Below are 15,059 nucleotides of genomic sequence, written 5' to 3' on the forward strand. Positions count from 1 at the left end.
CATGACGCGGAGCGAGCAGCCCGAGCGGACGGCCCACCAGTCGCACCGGACGACGGCGGTGGTCAGCGCGGCCTCGGTGCGCCGGATGCGGGCGCTGGCGCGGGCGGAGTTGACGCTGCTGGTGCGCAGCAGGACAGCGCTGTGGGTGGCGCTGCTGATGCCGCTGATGATGGTGCTGGCGACCTACTCGGCGACCGAGGAGATGGATCTCTCGGAGGCGGGCCTGAGCCAGGGCGAGGCGGTGCTGACCGGGGGTGTCGGCATGGTGCTGCTGGTGGTCATCTATCTCAACCTGGTGCCGGCGCTGGTGACCCGGCGGGAGGAGCGCGTCCTCAAGCGGCTGCGCACCGGGGAGATAGCGGACAGCGAGATCCTGATGGGTACCGCGCTGCCGACGGTGACGGTCGCGCTGGTCCAGTGCCTGGTGCTGGTGGTCGCCGGCACCGCCCTGCTGGACGTGTCGGCGCCCGGTTCGCCGGTGGTGCTGCTGGCGGGCATAGCCCTGGGCGTGGCCGTGCTGGTCCTGCTGGCGGTGCTGACGGCCGGGCTGACCAAGACGGTGGACAGCGCCCAGATCACCACCACGCCGATGCTGCTGGTCTGCGCGGTCGGCAGCGGGCTGTTCATCCCGCTGGAGATCTTCCCCGACGCGATGACGGAGATCTGCCGGACGCTGCCGCTGACGGCGCCGGTCGAGCTGATCCGTCACGGGTGGATCGGCGGGCTGGACGGGACCGAGCTGGCCAGCGCCGGTGCGCTCTCCTTGGCGTGGGTGGTCGCCGGGGTGTTTGCTGTGAGGCGCTGGTTCCGCTGGGACCCGAGGCAGTGACACGAGCACGGTCGGGCTTCGGCCCTCCGGAGGCACCGGTCCGTGCCCCGGAGGGCCGCCGGGGCGGTGGTACCGCGCCCCCCGGATGAACGAGGTTGTCCAGAGGGGAAGGACCCGCTCGATGCGCTTGCCACGTTGGTGGTCCAGGATGCGCCACTCCAGCCACCAGAGGCGCGTGCACGCCTACACGCGCAGCTCGCTGTACTTCGTCGCCCTCATGGAGCTGGTGTCGACCGCGTTGATCCTGTTCAGCGCCAGTCCGCTGGACGGCGGTTGGGTGACGCTGGCGGTGTGTGTGCTGGTCACCCACCACACCCTGCTGATGCTCTTCACCACCAGGGACGGCCTGGACCACTACCTCCACCAGGGCGAGCGGCCGGTGAAGCTGCTGATCTGGACGGGGTTCCTGACATGTGTCACCTCGCTGGTGGTGGGCGGGGGCATCGCGCTGGACCTGCTCCCGGAGAAGGCCCTGCCCGTGGCGTTCCTCCTGTGCTCGTACTTCGGCGGGCCGGTGGCGCTGCTGGTCCCACTGCGGCGCATGGCCCCCCAGCTGGCGGCGCCGCTCGTCTGCTGTCTGGTGGCCTTCGGCCTCCAGTGCCCGGGGATCACCGCGATCCTGGCGCTCGCGGTCGTGCAGTCGGTGGTGATGGTCCTGATCGGCGCCACCTTCCGCACCTCGGCCTGGACGCTGCGGGTGCTGGATCGGGTGGACGCCGCGCGCGAGACGGAGAAGCGGTTGGCGGTGGCGGAGGAGCGGCTGAGGTTCGGGCGTGACCTGCACGACGTGTTGGGGCGCAACCTGTCGGTCATCGCGTTGAAGAGCGAGCTGGCGGCGCAGCTGGCGCGGCGGGGTTCGCCGGCCGCCGTCGACCAGTTGGCCGAGGTGCAGCGGATCGCCCGGGAGTCGCAGCGGGAGATCAGGGAGGTGGTCCGGGGGTACCGCCAGGTCGATCTGCGGGCCGAGCTGGCGGGCGCCCGCGGGGTGTTGGAGGCCGCGGACATCCGCTGCGCGCTGGTCGGGGTGGACTCGGTGGCGCCGGCGCTGTCGCCGAAGGCCGGCTCGGCGCTCGGCTGGGTGGTGCGGGAGGGCGTCACCAACGTGTTGCGGCACTCCTCCGCGGAGCTGTGCACCATCACGTTCGGCACCTCCCGGGACGGTAGGGCCGAGCTGTCCCTGGAGAACGACGGCGCGGTGGCGAGGGAGACCGCCGCCGCCGGGACGGGCACGGGGCTGGCGGGGCTGCGGGAGCGGCTGTCGGCGCTGGGCGGCACGCTGTCGGCGGAGCGCGCCGAGGGTGGGATCTTCCGGCTCACGGCGCGCGTTCCCCTGGATGCGGAGGATTCCGGGCCGGACGCCCCCGTGGCGACGGGCGCGGAGCGGGTCGGCGCCGGGGACGCGGGCGAGGCGTGGGACGCGGGGAAGGCCGGGGACGTGGAGAGAGAGGTGCGGCGGTGAGCGACGAGCGGTCGGTGATCCGGGTCCTGTTGGCCGACGACGAGCATCTGATCAGGGGAGCGCTGGCGGCCCTGCTGGCCCTGGAGGACGACCTGTTGGTGGTCGCCGAGGCCGCCTCGGGCCCCGAGGCGTTGGCGATGGCGCGCGCCCAGCGTCCCGATGTCGCCGTCCTCGACCTGGAGATGCCCGGCGCGGACGGGGTCACCGTGGCGAACACGCTGCGCACGGACCTCCCCCGCTGCTCCATCATGATCGTCACCGGCCACGGCCGCCCCGGGCATCTCAAGCGGGCGTTGGCGGCCGGCGCGCGGGCGTTTCTCCCCAAGACGGTGTCGGCCCAGCGGCTCGGGGAGATCATCCGCGCGGTGCACGCGGGGGACCGCTACATCGATCCGGAGCTGGCCGCCGACGCGATCAGCGCCGGGGACTCGCCGCTGACGGACCGGGAGGCGGAGCTGCTGGAGTTGGCGGCGGACGGGGCGCCGGTCGCGGAGATCGCGGAGCGGGCCGCGTTGGCGCCGGGCACGGTGCGGAACTACCTGTCCTCGGCCGTCGCCAAGCTCGACGCGGAGAACCGCCACGCGGCGGTGCGTCGTGCGCGGGAGCGGGGCTGGCTCTGAGGGTTCCGGAAGTTCACCCCCGCGAGTGACACGGCGCCGAGGAGTCGGGCGGGTCTCCGGGGTCCGGTGCCGGGCGCCGGTGCGGGGCGCGCGGCCCCGCCCTCGGGCGGGCGGGGCGCGAAGTCACTCGGACGAGTGAGGAGGGTCAGGACCAGGCGTTGCCGGTGAGGAGTTGGTACGCCTCGGCGTAGCGCTCCCTGGTCTGCTCGACGACATGCTCGGGCAGCGGCGGGGGCGGGGTGTCGCCCCGGTGGTCCCAGTCGGCGGCCGGGGAGGTGAGCCAGTCGCGGATGTACTGCTTGTCGTAGGCGTGTTGGGGCTGTCCCGGCTGCCACTCGGACTTGCGCCAGAAGCGCGAGGAGTCCGGGGTGAGCACCTCGTCGGCGAGCACCAGCGGGCGTTCCGACTCCTCACCCTCGCCGTCCGCCGGCCGTCCGAACTCGAACTTGGTGTCCGCCAGGATCACCCCGCGGTCCCGGGCGATGTCGCGGGCGCGGTGGTAGAGGGCCAGGGTGGTCTGCCGCAGTTGGGCGGCCGTCTCGGCGCCGACCCGGCGGGCGACCTCCTCGTAGGAGACGTTCTCGTCGTGCTCCCCGACGTCGGCCTTGGTCGCCGGGGTGAAGATCGGCGCCGGGAGTTCGGAGCCGTCCTCCAGTCCCTCGGGGAGGGCCAGTCCGCAGACGGTGCGGTGTTCGCGGTACTCGGCGAGGCCGGAGCCGGTGAGATAGCCGCGGGCGACGGCCTCGACCGGGACCATCTCCAACGGCTGGCAAATCATGGTCCGCCCCGCCCAGTCCGCCGGCGCGCCCGGCGGCGGTTCGGTGCCCACGACATGGCCCGGCACCAGGTCGGCCACTTGGTCGAACCACCACAGGGAGAGCCGGGTCAGGATGCGCCCCTTGTCGGGGATCTGGGTGCCGAGCACCCAGTCGTAGGCGGAGACCCGGTCGCTGGCGACCATGACCAGTTCGCCGGCCTCGTTGCGGTAGAGGTCCCGCACCTTTCCGGTGTGCAGATGCACAAGCCCCGGGATCTCCAACGGCTCGGGTCGCTCGACGAATCCTGGCACTGCGCCTCCCGGGGCTCGGAGCGGAGGGAGGAAGGCCGGTCCTGGCCGTTCGTGCCCTTCCGCGTGGTCCATGGGCATTCTTCCGCAGCCGACGTCGTCGACCGCACCCGGGTGCGCGGCTCCCGCCGGCCTGCGCGGGTCAGTCGCGTTTGCAGATGCGATCCAGCAGATTGGCGGTCGCCCGGCGGATCACCCGGTCGATGTGCCCCGGCCTGGCCAGGGCAGGCGCCCAGGCGAAGGTGCCGGAGGCGAAGACCCAGGCACCGCTCGGCGCCTGGTAGAGGGAGGTCTGCTGGTGCCGCCGGACGCCGTTCTCGTCCTCGTACGGCGAGTGCGCCAGCAGCACCCGGTCGAGGGCGTCCGGCAGCGGCGTGCGCGGGAAGTAACGGTCCGCCTCGCCCGCGACCAGGCCCGGCAGTTCGCGCCCCTCGCGCACCCCCGTCGACTCCCACAGCCAGTGGTCGGCGTTGCGCACCACCAGCGGGTGCGGCCGGGGCACCCGCCCCGCGTACTGGATGCCGAGCAGCAACTGCTCCGGCTGCCCCTGCTCGCGCCAGAGCACCGCGCGCCCCGGCCCCTGCCGTTTGCGGCAGTGCAGCAGCCGGTCGGGGTCGCCCGAGGGGAGCGGGCCCAACCCGACCTGCCAGTACATGGAGTTGGCGGCGAGGAAGACCAGCGAGGTGCCGATCTCCCTGGCCTCCTCGACGGCCCGGCGCATCGGCACCGACCAGTACTCGTCGTGCCCGGAGAAGACCAGCCCCCGGTAGCGCGCCGCGTCCACGCGCCCCGCGTGCAGGTCGCGCGCCGTCGCGTACGAGAGGTCGTAGCCGTACCCCTCGGCCCAGCGGATGAAGTCGTAGGCGTGCCCGGCGTGCAGCGGCAGCCCCGCGCCCGCGTACGGCCGGTCGAAGGAGACGGCGACGGAGGCGTCCTGCTCGCCGAGGAGCCGGCCCGTCGCGTCCCAGCCGTGGTAGAGGCTGGCGCCTGAGCGGCCGTCCTCGGGGAAGAGGTTGTACGCCTGCCAGGTCACGTCGGGCAGCACCAGCAGCAGGTCGGCCGGCCGGTCGTCGCGCACGGCGAACGGGACATGGGAACGGAACGCGCCGTCCGCCGTGGTCAACACCGCCACATGGGCCCCCGGTTGCCAGTCGGCGGGGACCTGGAGGCGCCAGGAGAGCCACCAGTGGTGGCACGAGGCCGTGCGCCCGGCGAGCAGCGGGTCGGACTGGCGGAGCCCGTTCAGCTTGGGGCTGCGCAGCAGTAACTGGGCGCCGTCGCCCGCGAAGTGGCCGATCCGGTAGACGTCGATGGTGAACTCCTGCGGCGGGTCGACCGTCACCCGGAAGTCCAGCGCCTGTCCCGGCGCGACCACGCCCTCGGAGGCGAACCCCTTGATCTGGCAGCCCACGTCGTCGGCGGTGCGCGGCCCGTAGGGCCCGGAGTCGACGCGCTGGGACGGCAGCGCGTACCCGGCGTCGTAGAAGTGCCCCTCGCTGGACCGCAGCCAGGGCAACGGGCCCTGCCCGTAAGGATCGGAGACCGCGTGGGAGAGCGTCGCCACCTCCCAGCGGCGAATGCGCCCGTTGCTCTCGTCCAAGCTCCCCTCCCTGCACCCGCGGTGTGGTCGTGCCGGAACCCAGCACATCACATATGGCGAGCGTACGGTCACCGTTTGTCGTGTGGTTGACCGTTGCGTGATACGCGGGCCGCCGGCGCGGCCGGATCGCGTCGCCTCCGTCGCGGTCGCGCCCCGTCGACTTCCGGCGGAACGGCCCCGGGCGCCCGCCGCGCGGGGCGAGGAGGCACCGCGACGCCGTCGGCCCGGGGTTGCCCCGGCGGTGCGCAACCCACCGGGGCTCAGACCAGCCGCACCGGCTTGTCCGCGCGGACGCCCGCCGCCACCAGCCAGTCGCGCAACGGCGTCGCGTCGCCGTCCTCGACGAGGGTGTGGACCGTGGTGGTCAGGTCCGGGACGGCGCCGCCCGCCGTGCGCAGCACCGGCCCGTCCAGCCAGTCGAGCCCCGGCGAGGCACCCGCCGTGTCCGCCGCCGCGCAGCAGACCGCCGCGGCCACGTGGTCCACCAGCGACTCCCGCCGCCCGCGCGGCGGTTGCGGGGGAAGGGGCAGCGGCCCCTGCCGCGCGTCGCCGGCCGGCCAGGGGCGCGGCGCGCGCGCCGCCTCCGCCCTCGCCGCGTCGGCGCTGAGCCGCGCGGCCAGCGCGTCCGTGCCGCCTTCGGCCGCCGCCGCCTCGGCCAGGCCGTGCAGCGCGCGCGCCAGCGTGGGCGTCTCCGTGGCGTCCAGCGCCCGGAAGAGGCGGAACGCGCGGTCGCGCCAGACCCGGTCGACGACCTCGTCCGGGTAGGCGGGCCACTCCACGGGGGCCCAGCCGTCTCCCCCGTCGACCGGCAGCCCGTGGAAGATCCGCGCGGCCAGCAGCGACACCTCGCGGTCCACGTCGCCGGGACGTTCCAGCAGATCGCAGGCCGGGCGCTGGCCGAGCCGCGCGGCGAAGCCCTGGGCCAGCCGGTCCCTGCTGGACAGCTCGGTGAGCGCCGCCGCGACCCCGGCGTCCAGGCCGCTCGGCCAGCGCCCGGTGCGCCAGGCAGGCAACGCGACCCGCGTCAACAGCCGGTCCCAGCCCGCGTAGGCGAGCCCGACCTGCTCCTGGGCGAGCGTGCGCAGCCCCTGGTCGACGTCCCTGGCACGGGCGGCCGACGCGGCGGCGACGCCGCGCTCCATCCCGGCCGAGTGGCCGGCCGCGGCCGCCAGCAGCCGGCGGGCCAGCCAGCCGGCGGCCACGGCGAGCGGCGCCGCGGCCGGCCGCAGCCCCTCGGCGCGGCCGGCCGCCGCGTCCCAGGCGCGCAGACAGCGGCGGGCCGAGGCGATGTCGGGGTGGGCGGCGGGGCCCGTGCCGGCGACCACGGGCGCCAGCAGCGCCCGCAGCTCGCCGACCCGCAGCCACCACAGGAACGGGGAGCCGATGACCAGCGTCGGCGCGGTCGGAGCCGCGCGGAGCGCGGGGCCGACCGGCTCCTCCAACCAGCTGTCGCAGTCGGGGGTGAGCGCGATCGCGCCGGGACGCGGCACGTCCAGCTGCGCCGCCAGCTCGACTATCAGCCGGTGCAGCGCGGGCGCCGCCGGCTCGGGCAGCGGGACGCTGGGCGTCGGCGCCTGCGGCGCGGTGGCGACCCGCGCGGCCAGCGCGCCGGCGAGGACGAGCACCGCGGCGGCGAACGCGGCCGCCGTCCAGAGGAACGCCGAGGGGGCGCCCACCACCGCCAGCACGACGGCCACGGCCGCCGGCGTCAGGGCCAGCGCCAGCGCCGTGTTGCGCACCCGCAGCACGGCCAGCGCGTGATCCCGCGCGGAGTATGTGGGGTTACGCGCCTCGCGCTGCACCATGCCCGACCCTCCGCCGTTTGTCCGCTGTCGTCCCCTTCTCCCACTGTGACACCGGGGACCGACAGCGCAAGGCGCGCTGCGCCGAACGCCTGAGGGGCCGGTGGGTGGGGTCGACGACGTTGCGCCGCCCGGTAGTTGGGCGTGCGCCGCACCCTAGTGCGGTGCGGCGGGCGCGTCAGCCGGACCGAGCATCGGTCACTCGATGGTGGGGCTTTGGTCAGAGGCCGCCCGCGCGGCGATGTCCGTGCGGTGCTGCGCACCGGCCAGCCGGATCCGGCCCACCGCCCGGTAGGCGCGGTCCCTGGCCTCGGTGAGGTCCGCGCCCAGCGCGGTCACGGAGAGCACGCGCCCGCCGGCGGAGACGACGCGGCCCGCCTCGTCCAGCCGGGTGCCGGCGTGCAGCACGTGCACGGCGGGGGCGTCCTCGGCGGCGACGGCCTCCAGCCCCTCGACCGGGTCGCCCGTGCGGGGGGCCGCCGGGTAACCCTCGGACGCGATCACCACGGTGACGGCGGCGCCGTCCGACCAGCGCAGCGGCGGGAAGGCGGCCAACTCGCCGGTCGCCGCCGCGTGCAGCAGCCCGGCCAGCGGGGTCTCCAGCCGGGCCAGCACGACCTGGGTCTCCGGGTCGCCGAACCGCGCGTTGAACTCCACCACCCGCACCCCGCGCGAGGTCAACGCGAGGCCCGCGTAGAGCAGCCCGGAGAACGGGGTGCCGCGGCGGCGCAACTCGGCCACCGTGGGCCGCAGCACCGTGTCGAGCACCTGCTCGGTGAGCCCGGGGTCGGCCCAGGGCAGCGGCGTGTAGGCGCCCATGCCACCGGTGTTGGGGCCCCGGTCACCGTCGAGCGCGCGCTTGAAGTCCTGGGCGGGGGTCAGCGGGACGACCGTCTCGCCGTCGGTGACGGCGAAGAGCGAGACCTCGGGGCCGTCCAGATACTCCTCGATCACCACCCGCTCGCAGCCGCGCGCGTGCGCCCTGGCCTCGGCGAGGTCGTCGGTGACGACCACGCCCTTGCCGGCGGCGAGTCCGTCGTCCTTGACGACGTAGGGCGGGCCGAAGGCGTCCAGTGCCGCGTCGGCCTCGGCCGGGGTGGCGCACACGTGGGAGCGGGCGGTGGGCACGCCGGCCGCCGCCATCACCTCCTTGGCGAACGCCTTGCTCCCCTCCAGCCTGGCCGCCTCGGCGCCGGGCCCGAAGACCGGCAGGCCCGCCGCGCGCACCGCGTCCGCGACCCCGGCGACCAGCGGCGCCTCGGGGCCGACCACCACCAGCTCGGCGCCGAGCCCGAGGGCCAGCTCCGCGACGGCCGAGCCGTCGAGCTGGTCGACCGGGTGGCAGGTCGCCGACGCGGCGATGCCGGCGTTGCCCGGCGCGCAGTGCAGCTCGGTGACGGCGGGGTCGCGGGAGAGGGCGTGACACAGGGCGTGTTCGCGGGCGCCGCCGCCGATGACGAGGATTCTCACGCGGGCAGCCTAACCGCGCCGTCCGAGGGCCGGGCGCCCCCGTCCACCACCCGGAACGTGAACGGAGTGAACGGCGCGCGCACGGTGCGGCCCGCGCGACCTCGCGCGTGAGACGCCGGGCACCGGGCACCGGGCTCAGCTGAAGACGATCATCGACCCCTGCGCCAGGCTCCGCGTCGCCGCCGCGTGCAGCCCGAGCCAGACGTGACGTTCCCGCGCGAAGGGACCGCCGCCCTCGACCGGCCCCGCCGCCGGCTCGTCCAGCCGGGTCGGGCGGCTCGGCGGGGTGGGCGGGGCCGGCGGGTTGGCGGGGTCGATCTCCAGCGCGGGCGCGACCAGTTCCAGCTCGCGCAGCAGACCGTGGCTGGAGCCGAGCGGCCCGCCGCCCGCCATCAACGCGTCGTTGACCAGCGGCTGCGGGAAGTCGACCGGCAGATAGGCGCCGGCGTGGTCGAAGTGCCACACCAGGTGCGCCTGCTGCGCGCCGCTCTCGAACATCTCCAGCAACTGCTGGTAGTCGCCGTCCAGCGCGTTCGCCGGCGTCACCGGAAGTCCGCTGCGCTGGAGCAGATAGGCGCGGCGCAGCAGGTGGAGCGCGGTGTAGTCGAAGCCGGCCACCGGCGCGACCTCGCCGACCATCCCCGGCACGTAGCCGAAGACCGGCACCGGCGGCAGCCCGGCGTCCGTCAGGGCCCGGTCGTACTCGGCGATCTCCTCGGCGAACGGATTGTCCGGGCTGTGGCACAGGACGTCAACGAGGGGGACCAACCACAGGTCACAGGCCACGTACGGGCTCACTTCCGGTCCGGCGTCAGGGCCCGCCGAGTTCGGCGGCAAGAGCCAGGATGTGCGACCGGTACTCACAGAGCAACTGTCCGGCCTCCGCGAGGTCGCCCGTCTCGATGGCGTCGGCGAGCGGCAGATGGCCGGCCCACAGCCGCCCGGCGAGGCGTTCCCCACCGCGCAGCCGGGGAACGAGGAAGGCCCAGCAGCGCACCCGCAGCCGGTCGAGGAACTCGCCGACGTGCGGGTTGTCCAGGAGCGCGTCCAACTCCCGCCAGTAGCGCAGGTCGTAGGCGATCAGGATGTCCAGGTCCCCGGCGAGGGCGGCCTGTCGGGCGGCGACCGCGCGGCGACGGATCGAGGTGAACGCGTCCCCCGCCTCCCGCCGCCGGGCTAACAGGGGGTTGCGGTGGAGGACGCCGTCGCTGACCAACGCCAGGGCCTCGACCATCTGTTGGAAGTCGGTCAGGGTCAGCTGCTTGATCCGGTAGCCGCGGTGCTGCTCCACCTCCAGCAGTCCCTGCGCCGACAGGTCGACCAGCGCCTCGCGCACCGGAGTGGCCGAGACCCCGTACTGTTCGGCGATCTCCCGAACGGTGAACTCGGCGTCGGGTGCGAGGCGCCCGGCGAGTATCTCCTCGCGCAGGGCCTCCGCCAGCTGCTCTCGCAGGGTGCTGCGTTGAATCACGGCAGCCCAGACTACCTTCACCCGTTCGACCGGCGGCTGTCATAATCGCCCGCCCCGCACGCCACCGCTTCCCCCGCCGCCGGCAGCCCCGCTGAACGGCACTCCCGCGCCGGCGCGCACCGCGGCCCTCCACGCGCCCCCGCACCCGCCGCACGCCCCCTGTCGCACCGTGCCCGCACCCGTGCCCCCACCCGGGTCCGAGGGTGTCCGCTGGTGGCCAGAAAGCCCCCGTCCTCGGTGGTGAACCGGCGTGTGCGGGGCGCGCTTTGACCTCTATCCTCAGGGTAGGGAACCAATGTCGTCACCGGGGGAGTCTGTTTCCACATGGATCGCCTGAGGCCGGAGGACCCGCAGCGTATCGGTGAGTACCGACTCCTCGGCAGGCTCGGCGAGGGCGGCATGGGACAGGTCTACCTGGCCCGTTCCGAGCGCGGCCGCACGGTGGCCGTCAAGACGATCAAGCGGGAGCTGGCGCAGGAGCCCGACTTCCGCCGCAGGTTCTCCGACGAGATCACCGCCGCACGGCGGGTCGGCGACCAGTGGACCGCGCCGGTGCTCGACGCCGACACCGAGGCCGCCACCCCCTGGGTCGCCACCGGCTACATCGCGGGCCCCTCGCTCCACGAGGTGGTGGGCCGCGACTACGGCCCGCTGCCGGAGCGCAGCGTGACGCTGCTGGCCAACGGGCTCGGCCACGCGCTGCGCGCCATCCACGCCGCCGGCCTGGTACACCGCGACCTCAAGCCGTCCAACGTGCTGATGACCATCGACGGCCCCCGGGTGATCGACTTCGGCATCGCCCGCGCCCTGGAGCCGGGCCCCGGCGCCGGGGTGACCAGGACCGGCGCCACCGTGGGCTCCCCCGGCTTCATGGCGCCCGAGCAGGTGCGCGGCCAGCGGGTCACGCCCGCCAGCGACGTCTTCTGCCTCGGCTCGCTCCTCGCCTACGCCGCCACCGGCCGCACCCCGTTCGGGGCGCTGGACTCGGGCGTGCACATCCTGATGTTCCGCATCGCCGAGGAGGACCCAGACCTCACCGGGGTGCCGGCCTCGTTGCGGCAGTTGATCACCGCCTGCCTGGCCAAGGAGCCGGCGGAGCGGATCGGCGTCGAGCGGCTGCTGGCCGCCACCCAGCCGGAGGCCGCCCTGCACGAGCCCTGGCTGCCGGGCGCCCTGGTGGCCCAGTTGGGCCGGCACGCGGTGCGGCTGCTGGACTCGGAGAACCCGGTCAGCCGGGTGGACAACCCGGTGCTGCCCAGGACCGAGCCCGCCTCCCCCGCGCCGCCCTCGCCGCCGAGCGGAGAGCGCACCCCGCGCCCCTCCTCCGGCCCGGTGCCACCGCCTGGCCCCCCGGGGCAGCCCGCCGGGCAGCCGCCGGGGTCCTGGCCCGGCGGGCGGCCCGCCCCCCGGCCGACGCCGATCCCCTCCCCGTACTCGCAGCCGGACGGCGGTCCGTACTCGCAAAGCTCCGGCGGCTGGTCCCCGCCCAAGTCGCCCTACGGCGCCCCCTCCACCGGCACCGGTTCCGGGGGCTGGCGCGACCGCAGGGGCCCGCTGCTCGCGTTGGCCGCCGCCGGTCTGGCGCTGGTGGTGCTGGCCGTGGTGCTGCTGGTCCGGCTGGGCGGCGGTGGCTCGGACACGGCGATAGACGAGGGGTACCTGGGCGTCTGGCAGGGCGAGTACACCAGCGGCGACGAGGAGGAGCCGCGGGAGCTGCGTTTCGAGATCGCGCAGGGCGAGGAGGGCGAACTGGTGGGTAACGCCCTCACCCTCACCCCCGGCATTCTGTGCGCCTATGATGTGCGGCTCGACTCCTTCGACGACGAGGGGCTGGGCTTCACCGAGGAGTCCGACTGGAGCGTTCCCGAGGAGCAGACCACCGAGGCCTGCCGGGACAACAGCACGGTGCAGACGCTCCGGCTTTCGGAGAACGGCGAGGAGATGACGTGGACTTACGGGGAGCAGGAGGCAACGCTGCACCGGGGTCCGGAACGCACCGACAGCGCCGTTCCCGAGGATCTGGTCGCGGGCTGGAAGCACGAGTTCACCGACCGCAGCGACAACGAGTGGTCGGATCTGATCACCATCGAGCAGGGCGCCGTCGGCGACCAGCTTCTGCGCTATGAAAGGACCAGGCGCGGGAGTGGGGAGATCGAGTGCGTCTGGGAGAACAAGCTGGTCAGGGTCGAGGGCGGGCAGCTTACCTTCGGTCCGGACCAGTTGGCGGAGAGCGGTGAGGACGCCGAGTGTCAGGTGTACGCCGCCATTCGCGTGCGGCTCAAGGAAGATGATCGGGACACGATCCAGATCTCCTGGCTGGACGACCTGGGGGCCGAGCCAGCCGAGCACACACGCAACGATTAGGTATGCCTCAGGTCACGAATCGACACGGTTGTGGGCCAAGGTGACAGAGCGGGAACCGATTGCGGTTCTATTTCTGTCCTCCTCCCCGTACAGGGGCCGCCGTATGCTCTTGAGGTTTACCGGACCGAAGAGGAGTAGGACAGCATGAAACCGCTCGGGCCGACAGATCCCCAACGCGTCGGCCAGTACCGGCTGTTGGGGAAATTGGGCGCCGGCGGAATGGGCAGCGTCTATCTCGCCCGCTCCGACCGCGGGCGCACGGTCGCCGTCAAGCTCGTTCAACCCGAACTCGCCCGCCAGCCGGAGTTCCGGCAGCGCTTCCAGCAGGAGGTGGACGCGGCCCGCCGCGTCGGCGGGGACTGGACCGCGCCCGTGCTGGACGGCGACACCGAGGCGGCGACCCCGTGGGTCGCCACCGGCTATGTCGCCGGCCCGTCGCTGCACGAGGTGGTCGCCACCACCTACGGCCGGCTGCCGGAGCGCACGCTGCGCATCCTGGCCAACGGCCTGGTGCGGGCGCTGCGCGACATCCACGCGGCCGGGCTGGTCCACCGTGACCTCAAGCCGTCGAACGTGATGATCACCATCGACGGACCCCGCGTGATCGACTTCGGCATCGCCCGCGCCCTGGAGGCCACCAACGAGGGCCTCACCAGGACCGGCGCCGCCGTCGGCTCCCCCGGCTTCATGTCGCCCGAGCAGTGCAGGGGCGAGACGCTGTCGGCGGCGAGCGACATCTTCTGCCTCGGCTCCGTGCTGACGTTCGCCGCCACCGGGCACACCCCGTTCGGCGACGCGAACAGCGCGATGACCGCGCTGATGCTGCGCATCGTGCAGAACCAGCAGGACCTCACCGAGGTGCCCGAGGGCATCAGGCCGCTGATCGAGGCGTGCCTGGCCCCGCACCCGGCCGAGCGGCCGACGCTGGAGCAGTTGCTGGAGGCCACCGAGGCGCCCGAGGACGACGAGCCCTGGCTGCCCGGCGCCCTCGTCGCGAAGCTGGGCCGGCACGCGGTCGAGCTGCTGGACTCCGAGGACCCGATGCACACCCCGCCGCCGCCCGGCGCGGCGCCGACCCCGGTGATGCCGAACGTGCCGCCGACCCCGGCGCCCCCCGGCCACGCGCCGCCCACGCCCACCCAGTTGGGCACGCCGTCGACGCCGCCGCCGAGCCCGCAGCCGAACGGCCCGGTGGACGCGATGGCCACGATGACCTCCAACTCGCCGCCTGCGGGCTACGGCCCGCCCGGCCAGAGCGGCTACGGCTACCCGCAGCAGGGGCAGGGCGGCTACGGCTATCCGCAGCAGGGAGACCCCAACAACCCCTACGGCGGCGGCTACGGCGGCTACAACCCGCAGGGCGGCCCCGCGGGGCCCGGCGGTCCCGGCGGGAAGAAGAACAACCAGACGCTGTGGATCGTGGTCGCGGCCGTCGCCGTGCTGGCCGTGGTCGCCGGCGTCGCGGTCTTCGCCCTGGGCGGGGACAGCGACGACGAGGCCGACGGCAAGAACGGGCCCACGACGGAGGAGACCGGCTCCGCCGACCCCACCGAGGACCCGACCGAGGACCCGGAGCCCACCGAGGACCCGACCGAGGGCGGCGACATCGGCGGCGGGGGCGGTGAGAGCGGCCGGATACCCACCGAGATGGCCGGTGCCTGGGAAGGCGAGATGACCACCGGCCAGGGCGAGGTCTTCTACCAGCGGATCGAGGTCTCCGAGGGCTCCACCGGCCAGATCGTCACCACGCAGTACACGGCGTTGGAGGACGTGGTCTGCAAGGAGTCGTCGACGCTGGTCAGCTACGACTCGGTCGCCACCATCAACAGCGAGACGGTCGAGCAGACCTGGCCCTCCACCGGCGGTTGCAGCCCCTGGGGCGAGCAGACGATGGAGATGCGCGGCGGCAACCTGGTCTGGAGCGCCGGCGGGTTCGGCGTCGAGGCCGAGATGACGATGTCGGACACCTCCTCCGGCTCCGACGCGATGCCGTACGCCATCTTCAGCCCCAACTGGGTCGGTTCCGGGATGACCTTCGACCCGGAGACCAGCGCCGCCTCCGGCGAGCCGGCGATGGTCGCCACCGGCGACGGCTGCACCTGGGAGATCCCGATGGTCGCCGGCGGTCTCCGCGCCGAGCAGCTGATCGTGGGCCCCGGCGAGGTCACCTCCGGCGACTGCGACCCGTTGCCCAGCTACCGCATCCACTGGACCGGGCCGGACGACCCGGACGCGATCACGTTCACCCCGCTCGGTGACGGCGGGGGCGAGTTCGTGGCCCAGCGCGAGAGCTGACGCCGGCACGGCCGTGACAAGAGAAGGGGCCGGGTGGTGGTCGGTCGACCACCACCCGGCCCCTTCTCGTTGGCGCGCGGTGG

Annotated in this window: 11 protein-coding genes; 5 read left to right on the plus strand and 6 right to left on the minus strand. The window is 74.1% G+C overall.

What is annotated here, in order from left to right; genetic code table 11:
• The first annotated feature begins 1 nt into the window (after position 1).
• The 3 genes from CRP51_RS11215 to CRP51_RS11225 all read left to right on the plus strand — a co-directional run bounded on the left by CRP51_RS11215 (position 2) and on the right by CRP51_RS11225 (position 2,908).
• On the plus strand, positions 2-829 hold the full coding sequence (locus CRP51_RS11215) for an ABC transporter permease (RefSeq protein WP_097230949.1): 828 nt from the start codon (positions 2-4) through the stop codon (positions 827-829).
• Between the two features lie 121 nt (positions 830-950).
• Positions 951-2,288, plus strand: coding sequence for a sensor histidine kinase (locus tag CRP51_RS11220; RefSeq protein WP_097230950.1), 1,338 nt, complete (start codon positions 951-953; stop codon positions 2,286-2,288).
• Positions 2,289-2,302: 14 nt separating this feature from the next.
• Positions 2,303-2,908 (plus strand): response regulator transcription factor, encoded by a 606-nt coding sequence (locus CRP51_RS11225; RefSeq protein ID WP_097231094.1) that lies wholly within the window; start codon positions 2,303-2,305, stop codon positions 2,906-2,908.
• A gap of 145 nt (positions 2,909-3,053) precedes the next feature.
• On the opposite strand, the gene CRP51_RS11230 is transcribed toward CRP51_RS11225, so the two are convergent.
• The 6 genes from CRP51_RS11230 to CRP51_RS11255 form a co-directional block, all read right to left on the minus strand.
• Positions 3,054-3,977 carry a phosphoribosylaminoimidazolesuccinocarboxamide synthase gene (locus CRP51_RS11230; RefSeq protein ID WP_097230951.1) on the minus strand — a complete coding sequence of 308 codons (924 nt, stop codon included), beginning with the start codon at positions 3,975-3,977 and terminating at the stop codon, positions 3,054-3,056.
• Positions 3,978-4,116: 139 nt separating this feature from the next.
• Positions 4,117-5,622, minus strand: coding sequence for a N,N-dimethylformamidase beta subunit family domain-containing protein (locus CRP51_RS11235; RefSeq protein ID WP_439333155.1), 1,506 nt, complete (start codon positions 5,620-5,622; stop codon positions 4,117-4,119).
• A gap of 212 nt (positions 5,623-5,834) precedes the next feature.
• A complete protein-coding gene (locus CRP51_RS11240) occupies positions 5,835-7,379 on the minus strand; it encodes a M48 family metalloprotease (RefSeq protein ID WP_097230953.1) in 1,545 nt (514 codons plus the stop codon).
• A 195-nt stretch (positions 7,380-7,574) separates the two neighbouring features.
• A complete protein-coding gene (purD, locus tag CRP51_RS11245) occupies positions 7,575-8,846 on the minus strand; it encodes a phosphoribosylamine--glycine ligase (RefSeq protein ID WP_097230954.1) in 1,272 nt (423 codons plus the stop codon).
• Positions 8,847-8,981: 135 nt separating this feature from the next.
• The gene (locus CRP51_RS11250; protein WP_097230955.1) at positions 8,982-9,632 is read right to left on the minus strand and encodes a putative DNA-mimic protein; all 651 of its coding nucleotides are present in this window, start codon (positions 9,630-9,632) and stop codon (positions 8,982-8,984) included.
• A 25-nt stretch (positions 9,633-9,657) separates the two neighbouring features.
• Positions 9,658-10,314, minus strand: coding sequence for a GntR family transcriptional regulator (locus CRP51_RS11255; RefSeq protein WP_097231095.1), 657 nt, complete (start codon positions 10,312-10,314; stop codon positions 9,658-9,660).
• A 327-nt stretch (positions 10,315-10,641) separates the two neighbouring features.
• Between CRP51_RS11255 and CRP51_RS11260 the strand changes: the two genes are divergently transcribed.
• A complete protein-coding gene (locus CRP51_RS11260; protein WP_097230956.1) occupies positions 10,642-12,681 on the plus strand; it encodes a serine/threonine-protein kinase in 2,040 nt (679 codons plus the stop codon).
• 144 nt (positions 12,682-12,825) lie between these two features.
• Complete coding sequence (locus CRP51_RS29150; protein WP_097230957.1) at positions 12,826-14,976, plus strand: serine/threonine-protein kinase; 2,151 nt, start codon at positions 12,826-12,828, stop codon at positions 14,974-14,976.
• Positions 14,977-15,059 lie beyond the last annotated feature (83 nt).

The sequence above is a fragment of the Streptomyces zhaozhouensis genome, assembly GCF_900230195.1.
GTDB classification, from domain to species: domain Bacteria; phylum Actinomycetota; class Actinomycetes; order Streptomycetales; family Streptomycetaceae; genus Streptomyces; species Streptomyces zhaozhouensis.